Genomic DNA, 24,885 nt, shown 5'->3' on the forward strand with positions numbered 1-24,885 from the left:
TGCCGATGGGACGTTGCAGGCCTGATTTGAAGGATCAATCAGGCAGACCGCCTTCATCGACATGACCCAGACACAATCGCAGGCTGTAGAGCCCTGCGCAGTGGACCTCACTGTTTCCGAACTTCCTCAACAGAAAGTCGCCGCTGAGGAGCAGAATCTCTTCTCCACCGTGATTGAACCGAGCGGAGAAGGCGAATCAGCTGCAAACCAAATCCCTGAGGAGCCGAATCCTTCCGGCTTTGCCGGATTCGGATTCAGCGAGGCCTTGCTGAAGACTCTGGAAGAAAAGGGCTACAAGGAACCATCCCCGATTCAGAAAGCGGCGATCCCGGAACTCATGCTGGGACGCGATCTAGTCGGCCAGGCTCAGACAGGCACAGGTAAGACGGCTGCCTTCGCGCTTCCCCTGCTGGAACGCCTTGAGGGGCGCAGCAATCAGCCCAGGGTGCTGGTGCTTGCACCCACCCGCGAACTGGCCATGCAGGTGGCCGACTCCTTCAAGGCCTATGCCGCCGGACATCCCCATCTCAATGTGCTGGCGATCTACGGAGGATCCGATTTCAGATCACAGATTCATGCCCTCAAGCGTGGTGTGGATGTGGTGGTCGGTACCCCTGGCAGGGTGATGGACCACATGCGCCAGGGAACGCTCAACACCTCAGGGCTGCGCAGTCTGGTGCTGGATGAAGCCGACGAGATGCTGCGGATGGGCTTCATCGATGATGTGGAGTGGATCCTCGAACAACTGCCTGATCAACGTCAGGTGGTGCTGTTCTCGGCAACGATGCCGAACGAAATCCGCCGTCTCTCAAAGCGCTATCTGAGCGAACCGGCGGAGATCACCATCAAGACCAAAGACCGTGAGGCCAGACGAATCCGCCACAGATCCATCACGCTTCAGAACGCTCACAAACTCGAAGCCCTGAACCGGGTCCTGGAGGCTGTGACCGGGGAAGGCGTGATCATTTTCGCCCGCACTAAGGCCATCACCCTCACCGTGGCTGAGTCCCTGGAGGCATCAGGGCACGATGTTGCGGTTCTCAATGGCGATGTTCCGCAGAACCAGCGCGAACGCACTGTTGATCGCCTGCGCAAGGGCACGGTGAACATCCTTGTGGCCACAGACGTGGCCGCCCGTGGTCTCGATGTGGACCGGATTGGGCTGGTGATCAACTACGACATGCCATTCGACAGCGAGGCTTACGTGCACCGCATCGGGCGCACAGGTCGTGCCGGTCGCACAGGGGAAGCCATCCTGTTCATCACGCCTCGGGAACGTCGCTTTGTCGGCAACCTCGAACGGGCGGTGGGTCAGGCCATTGAACCGATGGACATTCCCAGCAATGCCCAAATCAACGAAAGCAGGCTGAATCGGCTTTGCAGTCGTCTGACTCAGGCGGCTTCAGCCGAAACCAACGAGGAAACAGCGCTGCTGCAGGAGCTGATTCAAAGGGTGGGCCAGGAGAACGAGCTGAGCATGGAGCAGCTGGCAGTTGCAGCACTGAAGCTTGCAGTGGGTGATCAACCTCTGCTGGTTCAAGGTGATGAAAGCTGGCTCAAGACACCTGCCCGCGCCGATCGGCGTGATGATCGGCGTGATTCGCGCGGTCGTGATCGTCGCCGCGTGGATCGGGAATCACGCCCACCCGAGGACAACATGATGCGCTACAGGGTTGAGGTGGGTTATCGCGACCGCGTCAAACCGGGGAACCTCGTCGGTGCGATTGCCAATGAATCAGGCCTTCAAGGGCGAATGATCGGAAGGATTCAGATCTTTGATGCGCACAGCCTTGTGGATCTGCCCAAAGGCATGCCTGAGGATGTGTACAACGCTCTTCGCAAACTGAAAGTCATGAACCGAGAGCTTCAGATCTCTCAAGCCTCCTGAACCTGATGGTCGGCCGCAATTGCTTGATCAGCATGGCTCTCGCCACGCTGATTCCGGCCTCCTTGCCGGCAAGCTCCATGGAAGCTGAAAACAAGATCACCCAGCTTTGTCTTGCAGGTTTTAAGACAGCCATGAATCAGGCCGGGAAAATCCCTCCTGAGGGGATGGGAGATTTTACCTGTGAGTGCTTTCTCAGGGAAATGAACCAGGGCAATTCAATTCAGTGGCAATCTCTGCTGAGCACGATTGAAGCGGCCCAGGAAACCTGCAAACAGGAGGCTGCAGAACGCTTCAAAATCTGAATTACATCAGCAATTGATCACGGCTTCACGCAGAAACTGAGGTGTCCATCGCTGAGCAGGGGAAGGTGATCCGACACCCAGCCATCCACTCATCAACAAGCCCCGTCGGAAATCAGACATCGGTTTCGCATCTCTTTCCTGTCCAGGCTGTAGCGTGTCATGGCATCAGCTTCATCGTTCGGCTCTGATCGGCTCGCTCCCCCCGGCTTCAGCTTCTCGGCTACAGCATCAAGGACTTCCAATTCGGACCACGGCTTCACTGATCAAATGTCCATCGGTCCCAACAGGAAATGACCATTTACATCGGCAATCTCTCCTTCCAGGCTGAGCAGGAAGACCTGCTTGACCTGTTCAGCCAGTACGGCGAAGTGAAGAGCGCCAGCCTTCCACTCGACAGAGAAACCGGTCGCAAGCGCGGCTTTGGCTTCGTTGAAATGAACACCGACGAGGACGAGCAGAAAGCAATCGACGACCTTCAAAACGTTGAATGGATGGGTCGAATGATCCGTGTCAACAAGGCCACACCTCGTGAGCGCGGTGGCGGTGGCGGTGGCGGCGGTCGCGGTGGTTATGGCGGCGGCGGCGGCGGCAGCCGCGATGGCGGCGGATACGGCGGCGGTGGCGGAAATCGCTGGTGATTCATGCCTTGGAGCCGGCTCAGACAGCCGGCTCCTGCTCCAATCCATCCAGTCGCTGATCACGCATAAGAGCACGTCGCTTCAAACGATCACTCACGTTCAGTGGTTCCGTGTGCCCCCTTTCAGGCTGAAGGCTAGGGACTCTGCAACGCAGGACCTGCCGATGACGATGTGCCAGAACCGATGAAAGCGGTTCAGTGCGCGTGAACGGGTCATACAACCTCTTCGTTCTCTTTACGGTCTACCTCGGCTGTGACATAAACCAAGCGTTCGCGCAAAACAAAAAAGCATTGAGTACATCAACACAGTGACTTGCACTGGCATCACTGAGACAACACTTGCTCAGATCGGCCAAACGCTGTGACAGTGTCTTAGAAAGCCGCGGGTTTCCACCGAGGCGTGCATGCCGAAGATGCTGAGCTGCTGATTCGTGCTGCTGTTGTAGCCAATCGCTGCAGGAGTCTCGACCAAACCAGCCTCAACAAGGGCTTGCTATTGCGAAAATTTTGATATCAGCTGGCGCGATCTGCTGAAGGGGCGAGAAGCAGGATTTCGCATTGTGGCCGAAGCACGCCTGCAAGCTCGCAAACATGCCCTGAGCAGCATCCACCCAACCAATATCAACGCAAACAGCACCACACACAGGTCCAAGCAGAGGACGAGCTCAGCCACATTCAGGGCGCCTAAGCCTGGGAGCCTGAGTTGATAACTGCCGCCGAACGAGTGCCGAACGAGTTTTGACAGCAGTTGGTGGTAGACAGCAAGTTTGATTACTCATTAAAAGCTGTCCATTTCAGCCCAACTGCGCTCAGAGCTGCAGATATTTGGTGGCTGGTTTATGGGCTTTTTTTGAGGGGTGGGGCATAGAAATAAAAAACCTTTCAATGCAGGGGCCTTAAAATGCATAAGCTGGGAATCGATAGTTACAGGTGGGTTGCTGAAATAATCAAAAATTTTGATTCTATCTGCGTTGCTCCAACCACCGGACAACGTCTTCCATTCATTGCCGCGCAGCTCATCCCGTTTTGAGTCGTCAACAGAAATTGCACCCCTGTCTTTAGCCATTACAACGACTGCATCAGAATCGGCCTTAAGTTTTTCCAGAAGACCGCTATTTTCTTTCACCTTCTCCAGGAAGGGCTTGAGTTCTTCTTCTGACATGGGTAGCAGCGCTGTTCAGCGGAATTTTTAGCAGGTTTTCAACTTGGCTGTTCATTCAGATCTGGCCTTTTTGACAACACAGAGCTTGCGTCCAATTTTGCTTATTCGTCTGAGGACCCACTGAACATCTCCAACCACCAAGAATAACTTCTAATTCTTTTTCACTGAGTTCATTAAGACTGTCAGTGGTAAATTCGCATCCCTGCTCTTTTGCGATATCAACAACCTCATCAGGCGAATTCGCCATCTTCAATTTATCCTGGAGACAGCTGTCCCCTCTAACTTTTTCCAGGAAGGCTTTGAGTTGTTCCAAGGACATGGGCATCGATCCTATCTGCCAGGCACAGTAAAATTCTGAAGTCGCACCGTCAGGTGATCATAAAGCAGTCAATAGCTGCAATCAATGAACGGTGGCTAGGCTGATTTGTCAATTAACTACTGTTGATTGAATCATTAGGGGCAAATATTGGGGCAGTTGGTATCATCAGAAGGACAGACATACCCCGCCATTGATACAGTTGTTTGCAAATTACCACCAGCCAAGCTTTCTAGTTCGTCCTCTCTGAGCTTGCTTATCTCATTAGCGGTGATTTCGTAACCATATCCTTGAGCAATATGCACGACATCTTCAGGCAACTTAGTTGCTTTTAGTTTTTCCTGAAGACTGGAATCGTCCTTGATTTTGGCGAGGAAGGCTTTGAGCTGTTCTAAAGACATCGGTGATTGGTCAGTACAGAAGACATAGCCATGGCCAGCTACAGCGTCAGCCGTGCTGTGGGCACCATCCAACCTGGTCCTGCCAGGTTGGCGACCAATGGCGACAGCGCCTGATCAGATGATCGCCTTGCTGGAGCTGCTGCCGCCTGAGATTGCAGGCCACCATCGTTCTGCAGTGGCCATCCACGCCATAGGTGAAGTGCTGACAGGTGAGGCAAATACGCGAGCCCTTCCAGCCCTGCAGCTCGCGCTCGTCAACGAAATCCCATTCCTCCATGCGCAGCCCACCCAACCTGGCAACAGTACACCTGCACTACTGCCTAGAAGGGCGTGGGCGCAACACGTTCAGCGATCTCTTATAGATCTCTTCAAAGGGGATGGGAATGCGCCAGGGAAGTCGCGGCCAAGACCCACAGGATCGTCAAAGGCGCGTCTAGTGCCGCTTAGAGCCGAGCTGGGATCGTCGTAGAAACGATCTAGAAACCGTTGTAGAGACACTCCTTTCGTCGTAATAAAAACCAGTCAGGGCTTGACAGGTGGCTCAACGCTTGAATGAAGCTGTGATCAGCCCGAGCGGATGCCTCATTCCAAGCCCCATGCCATTGAGCAGGCGCCTCTGATTCGTTTGTTCCAGCATCTGCGCCCCTACCGCCGGAGGGTTTGGTGTGCTGCCAGCTGCTCAGTGATCAACAAAATCTTCGATCTGGCACCACCGGTACTGATCGCTCTCGCCGTGGATGTGGTTGTTCAGCAGGACACGTCCTGGCTTGCTCAACTTGGAGCCACAACGGTGTTGAGTCAGCTGATCGTGCTGGCGATACTGTCTTTCCTGGTCTGGACGGCTGAATCCTTTTTTGAGTATCTGTATGGCCTGCTCTGGCGAAACCTGGCCCAGAGCGCTCAACACAGCCTGCGCCTTGAGACCTATGACCATCTCCAGAAACTGGAGATGGACTTCTTCGAACACGACAGCAGCGGACGGCTGCTCACGGTGCTCAACGATGACATCAATCAGCTTGAGAGATTTCTGAACCATGGCGCCAATGAGATCCTGCATCTCATCACAACAGTGCTGCTGGTAGGTGGTTTGATGACGGCGCTGGCACCAGGTGTGGCGCTCTTCGCCTTCCTGCCGATCCCAATCATTCTCTGGGGCTCGCTGAATTTCCAGAGCCGTCTTGCCCCACGCTACGGCGATGTACGCCGGCGAGCAGGAGACATGGCCTCAAGGCTCACCAACAACATTGGAGGCATGCTCACCATCAAAAGCTTTGCTCAAGAAGATTGGGAGCTTGAGCAGCTACGCCGGGAAAGTGATGCCTACAGGGAGTGCAACCGCCATGCCATCAGGATCTCGGCTGCTTTCATTCCGCTGATCCGTTTCGCCATTCTGTTTGCGTTCTTGGCAATCCTGCTGGTCGGTGGGGTGCAGGCAAGGAATGGCGTGATCGCAGTTGGAACCTACAGCTTTCTTGTCTTCATCACCCAGAGGTTGCTCTGGCCACTCACCACGCTTGGCCGCACACTGGATGACTACCAACGCTCCATGGCCTCAACCAATCGGGTGCTGGATCTGATCGACACACCGATCCAGATCGCGGGTGGAAGCCGCTGCCTCGCCGCAGACCAGGTGCATGGAGACATCCGCTACGAGCTGGTCGATTTTGCCTATCGAAATCGACCAGCTCTGCTGAACAAATTCAACCTGACCATTCCCGCAGGAAAAACACTAGGAATTGTCGGAGCCACCGGTTCAGGCAAAAGCTCGCTGGTGAAACTCCTGCTGAGGCTGTATCCCCTCAATTCAGGGAAAATTTTCCTGGATGAAATCCCGATTGAGCAACTGCGACTCGATGATCTTCGGCGCTCCATCGCGCTTGTCAGTCAGGACGTCTATCTCTTTCACGGCAGCGTGGCTGAGAACATCGCCTATGGAGCACCGAACGCATCGCCGGAAGAGGTGCGTGCCGCCGCTCGAAAGGCCGAAGCGCTTGAGTTCATCCAGGCACTGCCGGAACAGTTCGACACCATCGTGGGAGAAAGAGGACAACGTCTCTCAGGAGGGCAGCGCCAACGCATCGCATTGGCGAGAGCGATCCTGAAGAACGCTCCTGTGTTGATCCTTGATGAAGCAACGGCTGCAGTCGACAACGACACCGAAGCTGCGATCCAGCGTTCACTGATGCGCATCACCGCGAACCGCACCACACTGGTGATTGCCCATCGACTCAGCACAGTTCGACATGCTGATCGCATCGTTGTCATGGATCACGGTTGCATCGTGGAAGACGGAAGCCATGAACAACTGCTGCATCAAGCCGGTGTTTACGCCGATCTCTGGCGCGTTCAGGCCGGACTTCGCCGCGATGAAGCACTGATCCTTTGATGCTCCACCAGCTCGCTGCGGCGTCACCGGGGTTCACTTCGCTGTCCCATCTGGCACATCAGCCATTGGGAAGCATGGCCTTGCTCGTGGCGCTGGCCATGCTGGTTCCGCCACTGTTCAGGCGAACAGGCCTTCCCGATCTCGTCGGACTGCTGCTCGCTGGCGTCCTGATGGGCCCCAGCGCTCTCAAACTTCTGCAGCCAGACGGTGAGACCCTTCAACTCGTCTCTGACATCGGCGCGATCTACCTCCTGTTCATTGTGGGATTGGAGATTGATCTCGATGAATTCAATAGAGTACGCAGTCGATCTCTGAAGATTGGAGTTCTCCATTTTGTCGGTGGCATGGCAACAGGGGGAGCCATCGGACTCCTGCTCGGCTACCCATTGGTTCCCTGCCTGCTGATTGGGAGCCTGATTGCAACGCATACCCCTTTGGGCTACCCAATCGTGCGTAGTTATGGAGCGCAGCGAGACGAGGCTGTCGTGGTCAGCGTGGGCAGCACCATTCTCACCGATATCGCCTCTCTGGTCGTACTCGCGATCGCCATCGGTCTTGGCAGGCACTCCTTTTCACTGACCAATCTGGCCGGACTGATCGCCAGCGTCGCAATTTTTGCCGTGGCAGTCGTCGCCATCATTCGCAAGGTCGGACGCAGGATCTTCCGCGGAAGCGTCAACGACGAAAGTCGGATCTTCCTCACCATTTTGCTCATCCTGTTCATCGCTTCGCTTGGTGCGGAACTTGCCGGCGTCGAAAAAATCGTTGGGGCCTTTCTGGCTGGACTGGCGGTGAACTCCGTGCTGCCGGAGGGAAAGTCAAAACAGCAGGTGATTCTGGTTGGTGCGGCTCTGTTCATCCCCATCTTTTTCATTCACCTCGGCCTCCTGCTGGATCTGAGCAGCCTTAAAAACTCCATCACCCACTTTCAGCTGCCTCTCTTGATGGTGATCGGTGTGATCAGCTGCAAAGGGATAGTAAGCCTGATTGCCGGCCGGGCCTTCCGGTACAACGGCAATCAGATTGTGATGATGTGGTCGTTGGCCATGCCACAGGTTGCGGCCACACTGGCCACAGCATTCATTGGCTACGAGGCCGGATTGCTCGACCAGTCGGTGCTGAATGCGGTTCTGGCGATGATGGTGGTGACCGCAACCCTTGGACCAATCCTCACCGCACGATCCGTCAGGCAACTGGTGGAACCGAAATGGACAAGGCCGAGCAACACAGAGCTTGGCGACGACACCTCATCAGACGATGACACCCCATTCGATGTGGTCAGCCGACCACTGACCATCGTCGTTCCGATCGCAAATCCTTCCACGGAACAGGGGCTGCTGAGCATTGCCTCTCGGCTGCTGAGCGGTGGTGCCGAACTGCAGGGTCAGTTGCTGCCCCTTGCTCTTGTGTGTCCCAGCCTTGAAGAAGCGCGAGGGGGCTTGAATCGTGCAGTGGCATCTGCCAGAGAACGACTGTCCCAGGCTGCGGCTATCGGCAGGCAGCTGCAGGTCAAAACCCGCTGCCTGCTGAGGCTGGATGAAGACATCGCAGGCGGAATGAGTCGCAGCGCACTGGAGCAGGGTGCTGATCTTTTGATGATTGGAGCGGGACGACCGGACAAGGTGAGGCGCTGGTTCTTCGGTGACCTCGTGGACGGTGTCTGCCGCACCGCACACTGCCCGGTTGTGGTGGTCAACCTGGCTGACCGTCCGATCGAAACGCTTCAAAGAATTCTTGTTCCAATCAAAGATCTCTCCGCCAGCGCTCGCGAACAGTTTGAACTCGCCCAGCGGATTCTCGCGAGCCAATCCAGCGAGCAGGGCCTGATCACACTGCTGCACATCTGTGATCCTCGGCTCAATCGATCGGAACGAATCCGGATCAAACATGAGCTGCGTCGGTGGCAACCTCGCAACAGCATGGGCGCCGTCATTCGCATTCAGCTCGCGTCCGGGCCAGGGGTTGAAGCCAAGATCGAACTCAGCAGCCGCGATCACGATCTGGTGATCCTGCGCTCTCAGCGCCGTCAGGTCGCAGGCTTGCCCATCCCAGCGAGTGATCGAACCAGCAATCTGGTGTCTGTGCTGAATTGCGCTTCGATGGTGATCAGCGAACCCCTGACCTGAACCAAGCCAACCAAGCAAGGAATCATTAAGAAATTGAGATTTTGGGCTTAAAGTGCGTCAATGGATGAAGCGAGGAAAGTTCGGCCAAAAACCCTGATCCTGTCAGCCATCGTTGGGTTGACAGGGGGTTTTTTGCTGGCGATTCCCCTCAGCCGCTCGCTCATACCTGAATCCGAAGCTCCCCTGCTGCTTCCTGTCAGCAACCCTTTTTCAGCCTGGTCCGTCTTCGATAACCGCGAAATTCTTGTGCTCGGGGTTGATGATGGTGGCGGCAATACCGACGCGATCTTCACGTTGAAGGTGGAAGGAGGCCGCACCTCCATCACTCAGATTCCAAGAGACAGCTTCATTGATTCCCATAGCTTCGGGCCTGTCAAAGCCAATGCTCTTTATGCCTACGGGGGGCATGAAGCGGTGAAGGCTGAGTTATCAAGGCTGATGGGTCGACCGATCGACCACCACATCCTTGTGAACCTCAATGGGATCCGCACACTCAGTGATCTGGTGGGCGGCGTTGAAGTCGATGTCCCCAAACGCCTTTATTACCGCGACAACAGTCAGGGCCTGCTGATCGATCTGCAACCGGGACCTCAGCTGCTCAAAGGTCGAGATCTTGAGGGTTTCCTGCGCTGGAGACACGATGAGGAAGGTGACCTGGGTCGTCTGGCGCGGCAGCAGCTCGTGCTGAAAAGCCTATTCAGCCGACTCACCCGGCCTGAACATCTGGTGAAACTGCCCGCTCTGATCAAAGAAGCCGGCAACAATCTTGAGACCGATCTCGGTGCCATGGAGCTGGGCGGATTAATCACAGCGATGGGTCTGACAGAACTGGAAACCGAGCGTCTTGATGCACGTCCCTTCTACCGAAACGGCATCAGTTATCTCGATACGGCATGGCCTGCACAACAGCGCGGTGGTGATGCCAGCGAATCCAGCAGCTGGCGCTACCGCTTCCTCTACTGAGCCAACGACGAGACTTCATCGCCTAAGGCGTCCAAAATGGCGACGCCGGCGGTTGCATCTGTGGACAGGAATCTGCTGCGACAGAGCCTCAGGCTCGGGTTAAGCATCCTGATCACGTGTGCCATCGCTCAACACTTTCAACGGATCGCTTATCTCTGGTATCCGCTTCTGGCCGTTAATATTGTCGTTGACGACCAGGACGAGAACAGCCTGAGAGCTGCGCGCGGACGCATCCTCGGAACTGTGAGCGGTGGATTGGTCACCTTTCTGGTCCATTCGATCATGACCGGCTGGATCGGCATCCTGGTGAGCCTGTTGATCACGATTCCGCTGCTGCGGCGGTTTGGTTGGGCGAGTGGGATGTCCACAGCCGTGACAGTCAGCGTGATGTTTCTGGGCATTCACAGCTATTCCACGCTGAGCTGGGACTACGTGTTCAACCGCAGCATCGACACGCTGGTGGGAATCATTGTGGCCCTGGTGATGGGTCGTCTGCTCTGGCCGAAGAACCGTCTGGCTCGGATGCAGAACCTGCACGAACAGCTCACCGACCTTCTGCAAACAAGGATCGAGGCCCACAGTCTTGCGCTGCAGGGCATGGGTTCTCCTCCACCTGAAATCCAGCCTGCAGTTATCACGAACAAGCTTCTGGAGCTGCAGCGTCTGATCAATGTGGAGCTGAGTCTGGGGCCTCGTCATGTACAGCGACTGGATCGCGACCACTGGCGCCAGTGCCTCAGTTTGTGGCGCTGCCAACAGGTGCGTTGGCTACTCGTGGAACGGCTGATTGAACGGCTTCACCGGGACAAGGGGAGCGAATATCTCCCTGCACTTGGCAGATACCTAGCTGAACGCCCAGCACCCCGACGTCGACTGGATCTGAACGGCTGCGATGAAGGGTTGTCGTTACCCCAACGGATCGCTCTTGAAGAACAGGTGACCCGCTTCCGACGTGTGCTGACCTGCCAGCAACTGCTCAATGCCGAGCGAGCATCATGAGCGGCTCCGCAAAACAAACCAATCGCTGGATCCTGCGATCCGACCTTCGACTCGCCCTGGTGACGGGTCTGGGTGCAGGCTTCGGATTGCTGAACTCTGTTCCTTTCGGCTACTACGTGCCTCTTTGCACAGCCGCGGTTCTGTCGGGAAGCTACGGCAACTCGATGAAGCTGAGTATTCAACGCATCCTCGGGTCGGTGATGGGTGTGGTGATCGTGTTGCTCTTCTCTCGCGGTCTTGAACTTCCTCTACCCCTTGGGCTCGGTCTGGCCCTCGCCAGCGTTCGTCTGCTCGGAGGTGCTCTGGGATTGCAGGTGGGTTACAAAGTCGCCGGCAACATCGTGATCATGGGCTGGCTGGTCCACAGCGCAGAGGAATCAATCTGGGGCATGTCGCGCCTGTTCTGGACAGCCTTCGGCATCGCGCTATCGCTGTGGGCGACCCGCTACGTCTGGCCCAGCGGCACGATTCCGTCGCTTCACAGGCAGTTCGCCCGATTCATCGACGAACTGATCCAAGAATTTGAGCTGGAGAAACAACGGCTGGAGGAGGAAACTCCCACCCGAATTTCAATGACCAATCGCAGAGACAGACGAACCGAGATCTTGCAACAGCTCAATGCCCTGAGACAGCAACGCGACCAGGCCCAGGTGGAACTGGGCCTGAATCCAGAGAACCACCCGCTGCACCAGCTCTGGACCGCACTTGACTTGCTGATCTCGCAGCTGATTTCAGTGCTGGATGGCTTGCGAGGACTGCCGGCACCAATACAGTCACCACAGAGCATCAAGGCGCTTCATCTCGAAGAGGCGGAAGTTCTCAAGCATCAGATCAACCTCCTTACAGCCCTGTCCGGAAACCTGCGCCAGCCCGATCTAGCCGAGAAGCAGTGCCTCGATCTGCAAGCCCTGATGGTGATGAACAGAGATCTAGAAGCGGTGGCCGAACAGCTGACGATGAGCCTCGAATTGCATGCTGGACGCAAGGGCAAGGAGGCAGACATCTCCCCAGAGCGGATGCGACAGATCGTTCTGCGCTCATCCCTGATCGAGCATGGAGCTTCCGTCATGCACGACTGCCTGCCGGGAATGGCCAGATCGAAGCCTGTCACTTCAACTCGCTGAAGTTGTTGTACGGCGTCAGGATCAAGGCCCTCAAGGACAACAGGCTCATCCCTTGATCAGGTCGTTCATCAGGGGTTCATTTCTGATCCCGATTGTTGGCCTGCTGTTGCCGGCGGCCTCTAAAGCCACTCCGGATGCAGGAGCTCCAGCCCGCCTCAATTACGGCGACAATACCTATCAGCTCGAACGCAGCTGGAGCCAACTGAACCAACAACTCGACAGCCTGGACACGCTGTTGGGCCCTGCTCCAGATCTTGATGATTCGGACAACCTGAAGGCGCCGAAACTCCCGTCCAACCTCATGGACGCCAACCGACCGGCCGAAGATGCGCTCAGCCAGGACGACAGCCTTCCAGATCCACCCCTCAGCCTTCCTGGACTGGCTGATCAAAGCTCCACGGTGAAATCCGTGAGCCTGCAACAGGCGATCGCGATTGCCTTCCGCAACAATCCCGAGCTTCAGATTCAACGGGAACAGATTGCTGCTCAGGGCGCCACGGTCGCCTCGCTCTCAGGGGCTTACTGGCCCACCATCAGTGTGTTTGCCGATCTAGAGGGTTTCCAGAGCGGCAGCACCACATTTTCGCCTTATGGCAACAACAACTTCGGATTTGGTCCTCTGTTCGCCAAAAAGGGCCAGAACACCAATTTCGCGGTCCTCGAAAACGACGACAAAAAGATCAGCGGAACGGACGGCCCCTTCTACATACCGGCAGGAGGTGGGTTGTATGCCGACTCCAACGGCGTTGACTCTCAGGCGGGCCTGCAACTCAACTACGCGCTGATCGACTTCGCCCGCACACCAAGGGTCCGCTCCGCCGATGCCAAGCTTCAGCAGTTCAAACAGCAGTACGCCAACCAGCTCCGAGCTCTGCAACTCGAGATCAGTGAGGCTTACTACCAGCTTCAGCTGAATGAGCAGTTGGTGCGCATCCGTGATGCGGTGGTGCGAACCGACCTGATCGTGCTGGAAGACACGCTCAATCTCAAACAGGCAGGGCTTGTGCCGCGAGTGGATCTTTTGCGCCGCAATGCAACCCTCGCCACCGATCAGGAGGAACTGATCCAGGCGCTGGCTGATCGAGCTGTTGCAAGAAGAGCGTTATGGACCCTGTTGAATCTGCCCGCCGATGTGATTCCCAGTGCAGGCGATTCAATCGGGCTGGCCCCGGCCTGGCCGCTGAGTCTTGAACAGTCCTTGTTAGCCGCCTACGACAGCAACCCCGAGCTCGATGCGATCCTCGCCACACGTCGGGCCCTGGCATTGCAGCAGGACGAAACTGCAGCTCAGCTGCTGCCCAAGCTGAGCCTGTTCGCCTCCGTGGGAGGCATGGCATCGGTGGAGCGCACCTTCAACTTCTCTGTGATGGAGGCATGCTGCGGTGGCACGTTTTTCCCCCTGGAGCAGGTGGCGGGATACGACTGGTCGGTTGGACTCGCGTTCAACTGGATGATCTTCAATGCTGGTGCAACGGCGAATGCCGTGAAAGCTCTTTCACTGCAGGAGCAGGCAGCAAGCCAGTCGTACGCCGCCACCCGCAACACCATCCGGCTTCGCCTCGAACGGGCTTTCCTGAATCATGAAGCAAGTCTTGCCAAGCTGGTTTCTGCGCGGCGCGCAGTGGGAGCAAGCAAGGAAGCCTTCCGGGACAGCACACTCCGCTACAAGACAGGACTCACCAATGAAGTGGATCTCTCGGTGACTCAGACACAGCTGGTTGATTCACTGGTCAACCGCCTGATCGCAACTGTGGACGTGAATGTGACCTACGCCCAGCTGCTGCGCGAACTACTGCCCATGCCAACAGATCCTGATACAACGGTTCCTACGGAACTAACCCTGGAGGGGTTCTCAATGCATGAACTGAATCAACCCTGACCAGCCGAACATCTGGTAATCAGAATTGAAAACCGGCGCTGAGCGAATACTGGCTTGTCTTCCCATTGGTAGCAGATTTGATGATTCATTAAATCCCGTTATGTCTGCTCAACTGCGCTCAATCGTGCCAAGCCCTGAAGGCGAATCAAAGGGATTTGGGATCCGTTCAAAGCATTGAGCTGCCCTGGGAAGGCTCTGGAATGCCCTTCTGGAAGGATGGTTGACCAATACTGAAGCAATAGCTATGGCCAGCTAGAGCGTCACCCGTACTCCGGGAAACATTCGGCCTTGGTCCTGAAACCGAACCTTCATGGGCGGCTCTTGCCCTATCGAGAAACTTTCTACAGGAATAAACCAAGATCATCGATCCCGGAGTCACCCATGGATGCTGATCTGATCAGGTGTGAATACCAAGGCTGTCAGTGCATCGTTCCGACGGCGAAAGCTGTGATGAGCAACGGCAAAGCCTTCTGCTCTGAAGCCTGCGCCGATGGACGCGGCTGCGAATGTCATCGGGGATGGTGCCCCTCAGCCATGGTGATCTGAAACGAACAGAACCCAACCCCAACCGTCAGCTGATCTCGCCTCTTTGCTGAACTCAACTCATCGAAACGGGCGCAGTTCTTATTCGGCATGGAGCACTCTGAGAAACAGCGCTGCCGTACTACTTATCAGCGGGTCTGGACGACCACCACCGCTCGATTCGATAGCCGAAAATAACGATGAACACAACAAGCCAGAACCACAGTTCAGGTGGATTGGCATTGAGCAGAACGATCAGCAGAACCAGTTCTGAAACCAGCCAGGGAAGTTCCTGACGCAGAAGGGGGCGGAGTGACATGGCCAAGTCAGAACATCATTAAGGGGTCCCGGGCTGCCGCAGGAACGGCAGATCCCAGATGCGATCGATACGGAATGTGCGGAACCCACCGGTGAGCGAACGCAACCCGGGAATGATGTAAGTGACCGGGGAGCGCCACTCCACATAGGCGAACGTATCCACGGTGAGACCCTCGCGGATCGGGAAGACTCCACTGCCCTGCGAAAGCGTCCATCGGTAGCCGTCGTCAGTGCGGGGGTGACGGTCGAGCTCGATTTCAGCACGCATCACCGGACCGTTTTCGACAAGCGCTTCGGCCAACTGGTTGTTGCCGATGGTGGTGGAGATGTCTTCCTGCGTGGCGGGAAGGGTGAGCACACTGCGCACCTTGCCAACAATCCCCCCAAAACGACCGCGCTGATTCCAGAGGGGCACAACCTCCACCGGCAAGCCAATCGGAAGTCGACGGGCATCAGCAGGCGAGAAATACGAAACAGCGATCAGATCACCTCCGGTTTTGCTTTCGCCCTTCGGAGGTCTGGTGTTACGGCCAATGGTACCCAGACGATCACCAAGCTTGACCGTCTGCCCCTGAATGACCTGCAGGTCAAGCACCGTGCCACTGCGCACCGCAGTGACATTCCCGTCAAAGGCGATTCTGGCCTCCATGACCTTGATCTCCCGCTTGAGATCATCGATCTGAAAGCGTCGATCCAGCTTTTCAGACTCGATGTTGAGCTTGATCTGCTGAAAATCGGTGATCTGGTCTTTGCGCTGAATCTTGATGTCATCCAGCTGGACACTTGTCGTGGTGAGGCCCTGTTCCGCAGACACTACCTCCTGGGCCAATGGAGCCACCACCTCCCGTCTCGCCAACCAGTTGAGGTTGTCGAGCTTGCTGTTGTAAGTCGCCTGAAGCCGGGACAGACGCTTTTCATCGTCGTCCAGCTTGGCCAGAGCTGTATCAAGAGCCAGCTTGGCTGTGCGGATACGCAGAGCATCCCGCTCATCCAGTTCCGCGTTCTGACGCACTAATTGACGCAGATTCCCCTTCTGCTGATCGAGCTTCCGTTCCAGCACAGGCAAATACAGAGTCATCAGCACCTGACCCTTGCCCACACCCTCGCCGACCTCGGTGTTGATGCTCAGGACCTGGCCAGCTGCCCTGGCATTGAGAATCCCAGCGTTATCGGGATAGATCAGAACACCGCGGCCTTCAACTTCAGTGGGCACCGGCCAGAACAGAAGCCATGCGCCAAACAGAGCACCCACCCCGGCCAGTGAGGCGCCGACCTGCTGATGGTCGGTGAGGCCGTTCCATCGGCCCCGAAGACGCTCAACGCGGGAAGACGTGGTCATGCATGCCATCTTGCTGGCGATGAACTGTCACTGCCGCTGCCGAGAGGACAGTTCAGAGCGACGTCCGAAGACTCAGATCAACAGCGTGAACGAACTGATCACTGAACTGAACAGTCCCTGAACCTTCGACCAGCGATCTTCATTGGTGCTGGTTGCCAAGGTATAGAGCCGACCGCGATCGACCACCACTGTGGCCAGCTCATGGCGATCGCGGTCCTCCAGGTGCACGGCATATTCCAGGTCGTAGAAGACATGACCATCGGAATCACGCTCAGTCGCTGCGATCAGCTCGGCATTCCGCCCAGTTCCATCAGGAGCGATCACCTCACGCCGCAGTCGCTCGCCAACAGCCACGGCGCTCCCGAGACTCTCAAGATCATCATCGGGATCAACATCGGAGACCACCAGGCTCACCGTTTCATCACTGTGGATCAGGTCGTGAAACACCACAGCTGGCCCACCGGTCACCGCAACCCGAGTCCAGCCGGTGGGGTAGAGGAAGGCGTAGCGGCCATCGGGACTCTTGAAGGAGTTGAGGCCGGCGCTGGCTCCGCCGCAGGCGCTGAGCATCAGCACACAAAGCAAAACGAGCAGTGACCGGAGCGGTTGACGCAGCAATGAGCCCATTGAGGAACTTGAATTGAAGTTGACCGAATGCGCGCCATTCTGCCCGCAGCTTCCCCTGTTTAGATTTTCGCCACTTGCCTCAGTGTTCTGAGCGGATTCACCCGACCCCTTGCTCGTCTGATCGACCAGTTCGAGCGACTGCCGGGGATTGGACCCCGCACCGCGCAGCGACTGGCTCTGCATCTGCTCAGGCAACCGGAAGAGCAGATCCGCAGTTTCGCGGATGCCCTGCTGGCCGCACGCACCCAGGTCGGGCAATGCCAGACCTGCTTTCACCTCAGTGCCGATTCCGTGTGTGAGATCTGCCGTAACGAAGAGCGTTCCAACGGCCAGATCTGTGTGGTTGCTGATTCACGCGATCTACTTGCGCTCGAACGAACCCGGGAATTCAGCGGGCGTTATCACGTTCTGGGAGGGCTGATCTCTCCCATGGATGGAATTGGGCCCGATCTGCTCCAGATCAGCAGCCTGGTGAAGCGAGTGGCCGCCGATGACGTGGAGGAAGTGATTCTGGCTCTCACACCCAGCGTGGAAGGAGACACCACAAGCCTCTACGTGGCCAGGTTGCTCAAGCCGTTCACCCGGGTCAGCCGCATTGCCTACGGACTCCCGGTAGGCAGTGAACTTGAGTACGCCGACGATGTGACTCTCAGCCGTGCACTGGAGGGTCGACGCGAAGTGGACTGATCTGCACTGCTGACTGCAGCGAGGCGATCGATCACCGGTATGGAATCGGCAATCAGGTTCTCTCTTCGTGGAAATGGAGCCACTCTGAAAGCAGACACGTTTAAAGGCGTGCGCAAGACCAGCCGCTTTTCAGCCATCCAGCCGCAGGAGCGGTTGCCCGAGTGGCTGCGTCGCCCCCTGGGAGAGGCCTCTGCCATCGAAAGAGTGCAGGGGCTGGTGAAGTCCAACGCCCTTCACACCATCTGCGAGGAAGGGCGCTGCCCCAACAGGGGTGAGTGTTATGCCGCCGGCACCGCCACGTTCCTGCTTGGGGGATCGATCTGCACGCGCAGCTGCGCGTTCTGCCAGGTGGAGAAAGGTCGCGCGCAGGCCGTCAACCCGCTCGAAGCCGAGAGGGTTGCCGATGCCGTTGAAGCCATGGGGCTGCGATACGTCGTGCTCACAGCCGTGGCGCGCGATGACCTCGATGACCATGGGGCCTGCTTATTCACCTCTGCAATGGACGCGATCAGGGCAAGGAATCCACTGATCGCCATCGAAGTGTTGACCTCGGATTTCTGGGGAGGGCACTCCAACCCCAGGAAAGCCATCAGTGCTCAACGTGATCGGCTGGCGACGGTGCTGAATGCAGCGCCGGTGTGCTTCAACCACAACCTCGAAACCGTGCAACGCCTACAACGCGAGGTTCGCAGGGGAGCCACCTACGAGCGATCCCTCGGACTGCTCGCCGCAGCGCGGACACTGGCACCGGAGATTCCCACCAAAAGCGGCCTGATGCTGGGCCTTGGAGAAAGTCGGGATGAAGTAATCGAAACGATGCGCGACCTGCGAGCCGTTGACTGCCAGCGGCTCACCATCGGGCAGTACCTACGCCCGTCACTGGCCCACATTCCGGTCGCCCGCTACTGGCATCCTGATGAATTCGAAGAGCTGGGATCGGTGGCCCGCGACCTTGGGTTCTCAGTGGTGAGAAGTGGCCCTCTGGTGCGCAGCAGCTATCACGCCGCGGACTGACGCCACCGCTCCACGGCCCGATCGCGAACCTGCGCGCAGTCTCCAAGCATCAGTGCACCAGCGCCGCCCCAGACCATCCGCAAGGGAAGATCCCAGAGTGCTGCCTGCACCTCGCGCACGGGTTCAAACCCTCGACACCTGAAGTACCGCACAAGGCATTGATGCTGTTTGTCGTCATCACGAATGGCCAGCAGCCTGGCCTTCCGGCAAGGAGTGACCTCCATCGCCCAGGCCATCGTTGCCGCCCAGATGAGATCACCGCATCCCGCAGGGGCAGCCGGCAGCACGCGCATGGTGTCGAGCTGCAATCCATGGGGCCCGCTGTAGGCCCAGGCCTTCATCTCACCGAGAAGCTGCAGTCGTTCCGACTGCGAACGGGCCACCACAAGCCGCAGACTCCATAGGCCCAGTGGGCGGCCGACCTGAAGCCTCAGCAGCAGATCTCGCTGACGGGCTTCCCTCTCCAGTTGATCCAGCATCAGCTCTCCGCACCTGTCAAGGGACTGGCATCAATCACAGCTTTGATCGGCAAGGGTCCATAGAGGTGCGGGAACAACTCCCCGCTTGGAATTGCATCGGCGCGCAGAGGAGAGGTCAGCTGTGCCGCATCAATGGTGAGCAGGAGCACAGAGTCCGCATCCGCATAGAAGCGCTCATAGGTGCCCGCCACCTGTTCTCGCCAGGACAGATGAATAAATCCCACCTGATCGAGATGCAGACCACGGGTTGAGATGCCGTACTGGCCTGAGCGGCTTGCAGCATTCCAGTCTTCAGCCAGCGCCAGATGGAACAAGGGCTGGTCAGCTGGAACGTCAACGGCATCTGCGGGGAACAGGGGCTGAAGCCCTCCGGGGTGCCAGGGATCAGCCCTCTGCATCAGGCGCTCAAAATCCGGATGCTGCAGAAAGCGCATCAACCATCGGCGCAGCGGCTCCAAAGCTTCATCAGCATCAAATCCTTCAGGATCAGCGATACGCCACTGACGCACAAACGGCCAGAGCGCACCGTCAGCAAGCGAACAGCGGCCATCCACAAGCCAGCCACCACAGTCACCAATCCGCTCAGACCAACTCCGCAACACGCCCAACCCCCGCTGCTGATGCTCCTGTCTGGACTGCCCCGGATAGCGATCGCTGTATTTGAAGCGATCGAGATGGTGCTTGAAGGTTGTGTCGTTGACCTCAATCAGCTGCCGGATGCAGTCCTGCGCCTTGCTTGAGCCCTGCCGGCAGAGATCGCTCGGGTCCGCCTGGTTGAGCGCCCAGGACATCACGGCAAGACTTTCATCGATCACCGTGCCGTCAGCGAGAACCAGAACCGGCACCGTTCCTTTCGGAGAAGCCTCGAGCATCGGCGCCGGTTTGTCCTTGAGTGCAATTTCCCTCCAATGCACGATCTGGCCTGCTTGCAGCAGGGCCCAACGGGCGCGCATCGCATATGGACAGCGACGGAAGCTGTAAAGAACAGGTCTTTCGCTCATCCGTGCTTATCAGGGCTGGATGGCCAGCCGGATGATTGGTTGAGGTGGCCATGCTTGAGCTGGCTCTGCCGCATCGCGAAGCGTGCCCGGTCGCCATCGGTGAAACGGTCCCTGCATTGCAGACACTGCACTCCGGGGATGTAACTCTCCAATTGCCGCTGCTTCGGCGTCAGCGGCAGACCACAGGCATGACACAGGCTGTGCTCGCCAGGCTCGAGCTGATGGTTGAGGGCCACGCGTTGATCGAAAACGAAACACTCACCCTCCCAGCGGCTTTGCTCTTCAGGCACCTGATCCAGATAGTTGAGAATGCCGCCCTTGAGATGATGAACCTCGGGGAATCCACGCTGTTGCAGAAAGCTGCTGGCCTTCTCACAACGGATTCCACCGGTACAGAACATGGCGATGCGAGCCGGTGACATACGCTCAACCAGCGGGCGGAGATGCTGTTCCACCCAGTCAGGGAAATCCCGGAACGTCTCCGTTTCCGGGTCCAGGGAACCGACGAAGCTGCCAACAGCCACCTCGTAGCGATTACGGGTGTCGATGACCAGCGTGTCGGGGTCATCCACAAGCTCGTTCCAGTGATGCGGGTCGACGTAGGTGCCCACATTGCGCCGGGGATCTGCACAAGGCTGCCCCAGACTGACGATCTCGCGCTTGCGACGGGCCTTGAAACGACGGAACACCTGGCGGCTACAGCGGCTCCGCTTCACCTGAAGGCGCTCGAAATGGGCATCCCCAAGTGTGATCTTGCTGCGCAGGTACTCCAGGATCATGGTCACTCCCCGGTCGGGGCCGCTGATCGTGCCATTCACTCCTTCCGGTGCCAGCAACACAGAACCCACAACCTGTTCGCGCAACGCCAGTTGAGGCAGATCTGTCAGCAAGGACCCCAGTTCATCAGGCGCAAGCGAGGTGAAGGCGTAAAAGGCGGCGACAAGGTAATCCCCTGAGACACGTGACACGACCGAATCCTCAGAAACCGTTTTTTGACGGGGAGGCGTACTGGTCATGACAAACGAAATGAGTCTCGAAATTGTTCAGATGGCCCTAACAGCGCAACAAGTCTGTGCAGTGCAGGCGTAGCTTGCGGGCAAGTCCACGGCGAGTGAGGACCCTTGGCGGTCAGTTTCGGAAGCTGCCAGAGCTGACGGTTCATAGGCCCAGTCTCAGGCTTCGCGGGGACACCCTTTGGCTAACCATCGAGCACGACGGCAAATACCAACCTCGCAAAAAGCCTTGGATCAGGATTGACGCGGGGGCTGACGCTTCTGACCTCAATTCCCTTCGGCCACCAAGAGGGCAATCGATCAATTCAAAGAAGCCCAGGAAGGCTCGGATCTGCCTGTAGCAAGTGGGCCGCTCGCTACAGACAAATGCCAAGCACTGCAGGAGATCGAAGCCTCAAGCTTTCGGTCAAGGTCACAGCTCAACGCAGCCGGCATCTCGACAAGGGCTGTGGAACCGGGTGCCGGTCGAGATCGGAACCGATATCCGCTGCGCGGATGACAAGAAAGGAAGCAGCTGTGAAGCCAACCTCTGCCCGTCCTGGAAGGATCGACTGCTGGCAATGCCAAAGAGCTTTACCGACAACCCTGCCGAGATGTTGAACGAGGCCCGGAAACCATTCGACAAGCACCAACGCAGAAAGAGCAACTGGCCTGCGAAAAACGGATGGTCTACATATCCAACAAAGCCAGCGCACTGCTGTCAGCAGAGGACCGCCAGCCATTGGATTTCAGGCAGTTACGGCATCACCGCTTTAGGGCTGCCGAAAATGTGACGCGTATCTTCGGCTGAGAATCCGATCACGAACCAACGAGCGCACCAACTGGAAACAATGTCGATTTAATCGACAAAAGCCTTAGCCATAACAAGACATTCTGATACTCAGATCTGCTTTCCCAAGCTATTTCACCTGATCATAAAAAGTAGGGGATTCGTCTTAACCCTGCATTTAATCAACAGAATCAAGACGAACTGGCCTCCATTCGGCTGCAAATATGGCTAAAGCAATAATCAGAATTGAAAAATAGGCACTGAGCGGCAAATGGTCTTTCAAGAAAAAGACTCCCAAGAAAACACCCACAACAGGGACGAGATAGTTAGCAAACCCAGCAAAAGTAGCACCTGCCACGTTAACAAGACGTACGTACAAAACGTAGACGACACCACCAGCTAGAACTCCTTGAGCCAATAAAGCAATCACTGCACTGGTCTGTAAGGGGTGATGCACTAAAGGCTGCCTCATTAGCAATAAAACTGCGCCCAACTCAACAGTTCCACAGAAAAGGATATTTCTAGCGGTAAGAACAGGAGAGCCGGCCTGAGGCAATCGACGAATCAGCACAAGGCTAACGGCAAAGCTCATAGCAGCAGCAAGGATGGCCAGGCTCCCAAGTGCGCTTCCTGTACCAGTGGATTGGCTGAACTGCGGCCAGAGAAGAACAACGACGCCAATGAAGCCGAGCATGATTCCAATGAATTTGCCTTTGGTAACAGACTCATCTCTCACAAACATTACAACCAATACAAGCGTGAATATTGCCACAAGTGACATCAGGATTGCAGCGACAGCACTATTAACATGCTGCTGTCCCCATGCAACTAAAAAGAAAGGCAATGTCGCCTCAAAAAAACCAACAAGAATGATCTGCAGCCAATAGCGTGAACCAGAGAATCCATTGGTCTTTGAATCTCGTGATCCTGGTGCTAAAGCCATGAAAAAACTGAGCGTTAGAAATCCAATTGCCGCCCTCAGCCATGCCACAGATTCAGCCGTAAAGACCTGCAAGGCAAAGTGGTTAAAAAGAAATTGCGACCCCCAGATCAAGGCGATCAGAAAGAGAAGGGCATAGCGATAGGCCAATCCCTGTTTTTTTTCGTTATGCAATGCCGCTACCACTCATTCGCCTCAATATAGGCGCCAACAGAAAACTGCTTAAAAACTCAAAGAGGTCACATTCAACTTAATCAAACTCAAAGCGACATGCGGGCCAAAGCGACCTAAGGCATGTTCTTACAAATAAAAATAGTCGACCTACAAGGAAATTCATCACAAACTAGAGGCACAAGTTTCTATCCAGAAGTGCGCAAGACACAACCAACAAAGTTACAGAATTTTCTTAATGGCATGTCATCGACTTTTACCATCAAGGATGGACATGGATGGTTGGCTCTCGGAACCGAGGGGTTATTGGCTTGCACCGTTTCACAGGGGTCCAGCAAAAAAACCGAGGCAAAAACGAATGTTGCTCATTGACCAAGGTTGCCAATGCCAGATGGTCCGGCTTTGCTCAAGAAACGCTGGGAGATGCGATACGCGGACGCCGTTGCTCTCTGGAAAGAGCTTCAACGCAGTGGATAGGTTGCGGCCGAACCCGCTTGGGGAGCTGACGTAGAGCCTTGGTTGCCACATCCTTGCTGCCAAAGACAGGTACTTCAGCGGATGTCTATATGGCTACAGCGTGGTTAGAAATAATCCAAGGTCAGAGACCACCGGGAATAGGTCTCAGCGGCCTTCAGGGGGGACAGAGAGCCCCCCTTCTTCATGACAGAGGGCCCATACATTTCGGCCGTTGATCGCAGCGGCTAGCTGCTGAATTGCAGCGACTAGCGCTTGGCTCGGAGGCTGACTGGAGCGTTCCACGCGGCCACAAGAAACGATGGTATTTCGGCTTGCGCAGCCGTCATGCCGCTGCTATCTCCTGCTCAGGCTGCTTCTCGAGTGACTGTTCATGCCAGCTGGCCTGAACACCTGCAGCTTCAAGCAGGGCCCGGTCGGCATCCACAGCTGGGTTACCGGTTGTGAGCAAGGTATCGCCGTAAAAAATTGAATCGGCACCGGCCTGAAGGCAGAGGATCTGAGCTTCCCGATTGAGTTCTTCCCGGCCGGCGCTCAGACGCACGCGGCTAAACGGCATCAGAATTCTGGCGACGGCCACCATCCGCACCAGCTCAAGCGGATCAACGGTGGGCAGACCCTCGAGCGGTGTTCCCTCAACAGCCACCAGACCATTGATCGGGACGCTCTCAGGGTGCGGGTCGATGCAGGCGAGGACCCGCAGCATCGAGGCACGGTCCCGAAGCGTTTCACCCATGCCGATGATTCCACCGCAACAGAGCGTGACTCCGGCACGACGCACGCGCTGCAGTGTCTCCAGCCTCTCCTCATAGGTTCGGGTGGTGATGATCCGGTCGTAGTGCTCCGGACTGGTGTCGAGGTTGTGGTTGTACGCCGTGAGTCCGGCTTCGGCCAGACGCTCCGCCTGCGTGTCCGTCAGCATTCCTGCAGTCACGCAGGCTTCAAGGCCCAGCTCACGAACGCCTCGAACCATCCTCAGCATCGACTCAAAGGCCGGTCCTTCACGGATTTCTCTCCAGGCCCAGCCCATGCAGAAGCGATCCGCACCAGCATCCGCAGCCGCACGAGCCCGCTCCAGGACAGCCTTCACCTCTAAATCAGCCTGACCAGCGACATCACTGCTGTGGTACATCGACTGAGAGCAGTAGGCGCAGTCCTCCTCGCAGCCACCGGTCTTGACGCTGAGCAAGGACGCCAGCTGAACCCGGTAACCAGGATTGGCAGCCCGATGCACGCTTTGGGCGCGCCAGAGCAGATCCATCAGCGGAAGGTCAAGAAGGTCTTGGATCTCCTCAAGACTCCAGTCGTGGCGTAGGTCCACCGTGTCCGTCATTGAACCAGCCACCAT

At 56.7% G+C, this 24,885-nt stretch carries 27 protein-coding genes; 14 read left to right on the top strand and 13 right to left on the bottom strand.

Annotation, left to right across the window (positions count from 1 at the left end; all coding sequences use genetic code 11):
* Positions 1–61 precede the first annotated feature (61 nt).
* The 3 genes from SynBIOSE41_RS11110 (at position 62) to SynBIOSE41_RS11120 (ending at position 2,828) form a co-directional block, all read left to right on the top strand.
* The gene (locus SynBIOSE41_RS11110) at positions 62–1,888 is read left to right on the top strand and encodes a DEAD/DEAH box helicase (RefSeq protein WP_186537948.1); all 1,827 of its coding nucleotides are present in this window, start codon (positions 62–64) and stop codon (positions 1,886–1,888) included.
* Positions 1,889–1,893: 5 nt separating this feature from the next.
* Complete coding sequence (locus tag SynBIOSE41_RS11115) at positions 1,894–2,190, top strand: hypothetical protein (RefSeq protein WP_186537949.1); 297 nt, start codon at positions 1,894–1,896, stop codon at positions 2,188–2,190.
* A gap of 290 nt (positions 2,191–2,480) precedes the next feature.
* Positions 2,481–2,828, top strand: coding sequence for an RNA-binding protein (locus SynBIOSE41_RS11120; RefSeq protein WP_186537950.1), 348 nt, complete (start codon positions 2,481–2,483; stop codon positions 2,826–2,828).
* Positions 2,829–3,170: 342 nt separating this feature from the next.
* Here the strand turns inward: SynBIOSE41_RS11120 and SynBIOSE41_RS18130 are convergent, their stop codons facing one another.
* The 5 genes from SynBIOSE41_RS18130 to SynBIOSE41_RS11140 form a co-directional block, all read right to left on the bottom strand.
* Positions 3,171–3,299, bottom strand: coding sequence for a hypothetical protein (locus SynBIOSE41_RS18130; protein WP_255475725.1), 129 nt, complete (start codon positions 3,297–3,299; stop codon positions 3,171–3,173).
* Between the two features lie 306 nt (positions 3,300–3,605).
* Entirely contained in the window at positions 3,606–3,989 is a 384-nt protein-coding gene (locus SynBIOSE41_RS11125) for a Nif11-like leader peptide family RiPP precursor (RefSeq protein ID WP_186537951.1), read from the bottom strand.
* 55 nt (positions 3,990–4,044) lie between these two features.
* Complete coding sequence (locus SynBIOSE41_RS11130) at positions 4,045–4,308, bottom strand: Nif11-like leader peptide family natural product precursor (RefSeq protein ID WP_186537952.1); 264 nt, start codon at positions 4,306–4,308, stop codon at positions 4,045–4,047.
* A 134-nt stretch (positions 4,309–4,442) separates the two neighbouring features.
* Positions 4,443–4,706, bottom strand: a complete 264-nt coding sequence (locus SynBIOSE41_RS11135; protein ID WP_186537953.1) for a Nif11-like leader peptide family natural product precursor — start codon at positions 4,704–4,706, stop codon at positions 4,443–4,445.
* Between the two features lie 46 nt (positions 4,707–4,752).
* A complete protein-coding gene (locus tag SynBIOSE41_RS11140; protein ID WP_186541115.1) occupies positions 4,753–4,983 on the bottom strand; it encodes a hypothetical protein in 231 nt (76 codons plus the stop codon).
* Positions 4,984–5,283: 300 nt separating this feature from the next.
* On the opposite strand from SynBIOSE41_RS11140, the gene SynBIOSE41_RS11145 reads away from it, so the two are divergent.
* The 7 genes from SynBIOSE41_RS11145 (at position 5,284) to SynBIOSE41_RS11175 (ending at position 14,729) form a co-directional block, all read left to right on the top strand.
* Positions 5,284–7,092: an ABC transporter ATP-binding protein gene (locus tag SynBIOSE41_RS11145; protein WP_186537954.1), complete on the top strand. Its 1,809-nt coding sequence runs from the start codon at positions 5,284–5,286 to the stop codon at positions 7,090–7,092.
* Positions 7,092–9,218 (top strand): cation:proton antiporter, encoded by a 2,127-nt coding sequence (locus SynBIOSE41_RS11150; RefSeq protein WP_186537955.1) that lies wholly within the window; start codon positions 7,092–7,094, stop codon positions 9,216–9,218. The genes SynBIOSE41_RS11145 and SynBIOSE41_RS11150 overlap by 1 nt, the downstream gene beginning before the upstream one ends.
* Before the next feature lie 60 nt (positions 9,219–9,278).
* The gene (locus SynBIOSE41_RS11155) at positions 9,279–10,181 is read left to right on the top strand and encodes an LCP family protein (protein WP_186537956.1); all 903 of its coding nucleotides are present in this window, start codon (positions 9,279–9,281) and stop codon (positions 10,179–10,181) included.
* Between the two features lie 60 nt (positions 10,182–10,241).
* Entirely contained in the window at positions 10,242–11,180 is a 939-nt protein-coding gene (locus tag SynBIOSE41_RS11160) for an FUSC family protein (protein ID WP_255475726.1), read from the top strand.
* Positions 11,177–12,304, top strand: a complete 1,128-nt coding sequence (locus SynBIOSE41_RS11165) for an FUSC family protein (RefSeq protein ID WP_186537958.1) — start codon at positions 11,177–11,179, stop codon at positions 12,302–12,304. Before SynBIOSE41_RS11160 ends, SynBIOSE41_RS11165 begins: the two co-directional genes overlap by 4 nt.
* Positions 12,234–14,183 carry a TolC family protein gene (locus tag SynBIOSE41_RS11170; RefSeq protein WP_186537959.1) on the top strand — a complete coding sequence of 650 codons (1,950 nt, stop codon included), beginning with the start codon at positions 12,234–12,236 and terminating at the stop codon, positions 14,181–14,183. Before SynBIOSE41_RS11165 ends, SynBIOSE41_RS11170 begins: the two co-directional genes overlap by 71 nt.
* A 381-nt stretch (positions 14,184–14,564) precedes the next feature.
* Positions 14,565–14,729, top strand: a complete 165-nt coding sequence (locus SynBIOSE41_RS11175; RefSeq protein WP_074159402.1) for a hypothetical protein — start codon at positions 14,565–14,567, stop codon at positions 14,727–14,729.
* Positions 14,730–14,847: 118 nt separating this feature from the next.
* On the opposite strand, the gene SynBIOSE41_RS11180 is transcribed toward SynBIOSE41_RS11175, so the two are convergent.
* From SynBIOSE41_RS11180 to psbP, 3 genes are all read right to left on the bottom strand, one after another.
* Positions 14,848–15,024, bottom strand: coding sequence for a hypothetical protein (locus SynBIOSE41_RS11180; RefSeq protein WP_186537960.1), 177 nt, complete (start codon positions 15,022–15,024; stop codon positions 14,848–14,850).
* 18 nt (positions 15,025–15,042) lie between these two features.
* Positions 15,043–16,362 (bottom strand): NHLP bacteriocin system secretion protein, encoded by a 1,320-nt coding sequence (locus SynBIOSE41_RS11185; protein ID WP_186537961.1) that lies wholly within the window; start codon positions 16,360–16,362, stop codon positions 15,043–15,045.
* Between the two features lie 72 nt (positions 16,363–16,434).
* On the bottom strand, positions 16,435–16,989 hold the full coding sequence (gene psbP, locus SynBIOSE41_RS11190) for a photosystem II reaction center PsbP (RefSeq protein WP_066912315.1): 555 nt from the start codon (positions 16,987–16,989) through the stop codon (positions 16,435–16,437).
* A 117-nt stretch (positions 16,990–17,106) separates the two neighbouring features.
* Here psbP and recR point away from each other — a divergent pair, with 117 nt between their 5' ends.
* Positions 17,107–17,676 (top strand): recombination mediator RecR, encoded by a 570-nt coding sequence (gene recR, locus SynBIOSE41_RS11195; protein ID WP_304623152.1) that lies wholly within the window; start codon positions 17,107–17,109, stop codon positions 17,674–17,676.
* A 39-nt stretch (positions 17,677–17,715) separates the two neighbouring features.
* Positions 17,716–18,690 (top strand): lipoyl synthase, encoded by a 975-nt coding sequence (gene lipA / locus SynBIOSE41_RS11200; RefSeq protein ID WP_186537962.1) that lies wholly within the window; start codon positions 17,716–17,718, stop codon positions 18,688–18,690.
* Here lipA and SynBIOSE41_RS11205 read toward each other — a convergent pair.
* The 3 genes from SynBIOSE41_RS11205 to SynBIOSE41_RS11215 are packed head-to-tail and all read right to left on the bottom strand — an operon-like array spanning position 18,675 to position 21,138.
* The gene (locus SynBIOSE41_RS11205) at positions 18,675–19,169 is read right to left on the bottom strand and encodes a hypothetical protein (RefSeq protein WP_186537963.1); all 495 of its coding nucleotides are present in this window, start codon (positions 19,167–19,169) and stop codon (positions 18,675–18,677) included. The two genes, lipA and SynBIOSE41_RS11205, sit on opposite strands and share 16 nt — an antisense overlap.
* A complete protein-coding gene (locus tag SynBIOSE41_RS11210; RefSeq protein WP_186537964.1) occupies positions 19,169–20,170 on the bottom strand; it encodes a DUF952 domain-containing protein in 1,002 nt (333 codons plus the stop codon). Before SynBIOSE41_RS11210 ends, SynBIOSE41_RS11205 begins: the two co-directional genes overlap by 1 nt.
* Positions 20,167–21,138: a rhodanese-related sulfurtransferase gene (locus SynBIOSE41_RS11215; RefSeq protein ID WP_255475727.1), complete on the bottom strand. Its 972-nt coding sequence runs from the start codon at positions 21,136–21,138 to the stop codon at positions 20,167–20,169. The genes SynBIOSE41_RS11210 and SynBIOSE41_RS11215 overlap by 4 nt, the downstream gene beginning before the upstream one ends.
* A gap of 503 nt (positions 21,139–21,641) precedes the next feature.
* Here SynBIOSE41_RS11215 and SynBIOSE41_RS11220 point away from each other — a divergent pair.
* Complete coding sequence (locus SynBIOSE41_RS11220) at positions 21,642–21,956, top strand: hypothetical protein (protein ID WP_186537966.1); 315 nt, start codon at positions 21,642–21,644, stop codon at positions 21,954–21,956.
* Between the two features lie 174 nt (positions 21,957–22,130).
* Here the strand turns inward: SynBIOSE41_RS11220 and SynBIOSE41_RS11225 are convergent, their stop codons facing one another.
* Entirely contained in the window at positions 22,131–23,078 is a 948-nt protein-coding gene (locus SynBIOSE41_RS11225; protein WP_255475728.1) for a DMT family transporter, read from the bottom strand.
* Positions 23,079–23,447: 369 nt separating this feature from the next.
* Here SynBIOSE41_RS11225 and SynBIOSE41_RS18405 point away from each other — a divergent pair, with 369 nt between their 5' ends.
* Complete coding sequence (locus tag SynBIOSE41_RS18405; protein ID WP_186537967.1) at positions 23,448–23,540, top strand: DUF1651 domain-containing protein; 93 nt, start codon at positions 23,448–23,450, stop codon at positions 23,538–23,540.
* A gap of 322 nt (positions 23,541–23,862) precedes the next feature.
* On the opposite strand, the gene bioB is transcribed toward SynBIOSE41_RS18405, so the two are convergent.
* Entirely contained in the window at positions 23,863–24,870 is a 1,008-nt protein-coding gene (gene bioB / locus SynBIOSE41_RS11235) for a biotin synthase BioB (protein WP_186537968.1), read from the bottom strand.
* Positions 24,871–24,885: the final 15 nt, after the last annotated feature.

Source organism: Synechococcus sp. BIOS-E4-1 (assembly GCF_014279995.1).
Classification (GTDB): domain Bacteria; phylum Cyanobacteriota; class Cyanobacteriia; order PCC-6307; family Cyanobiaceae; genus Synechococcus_C.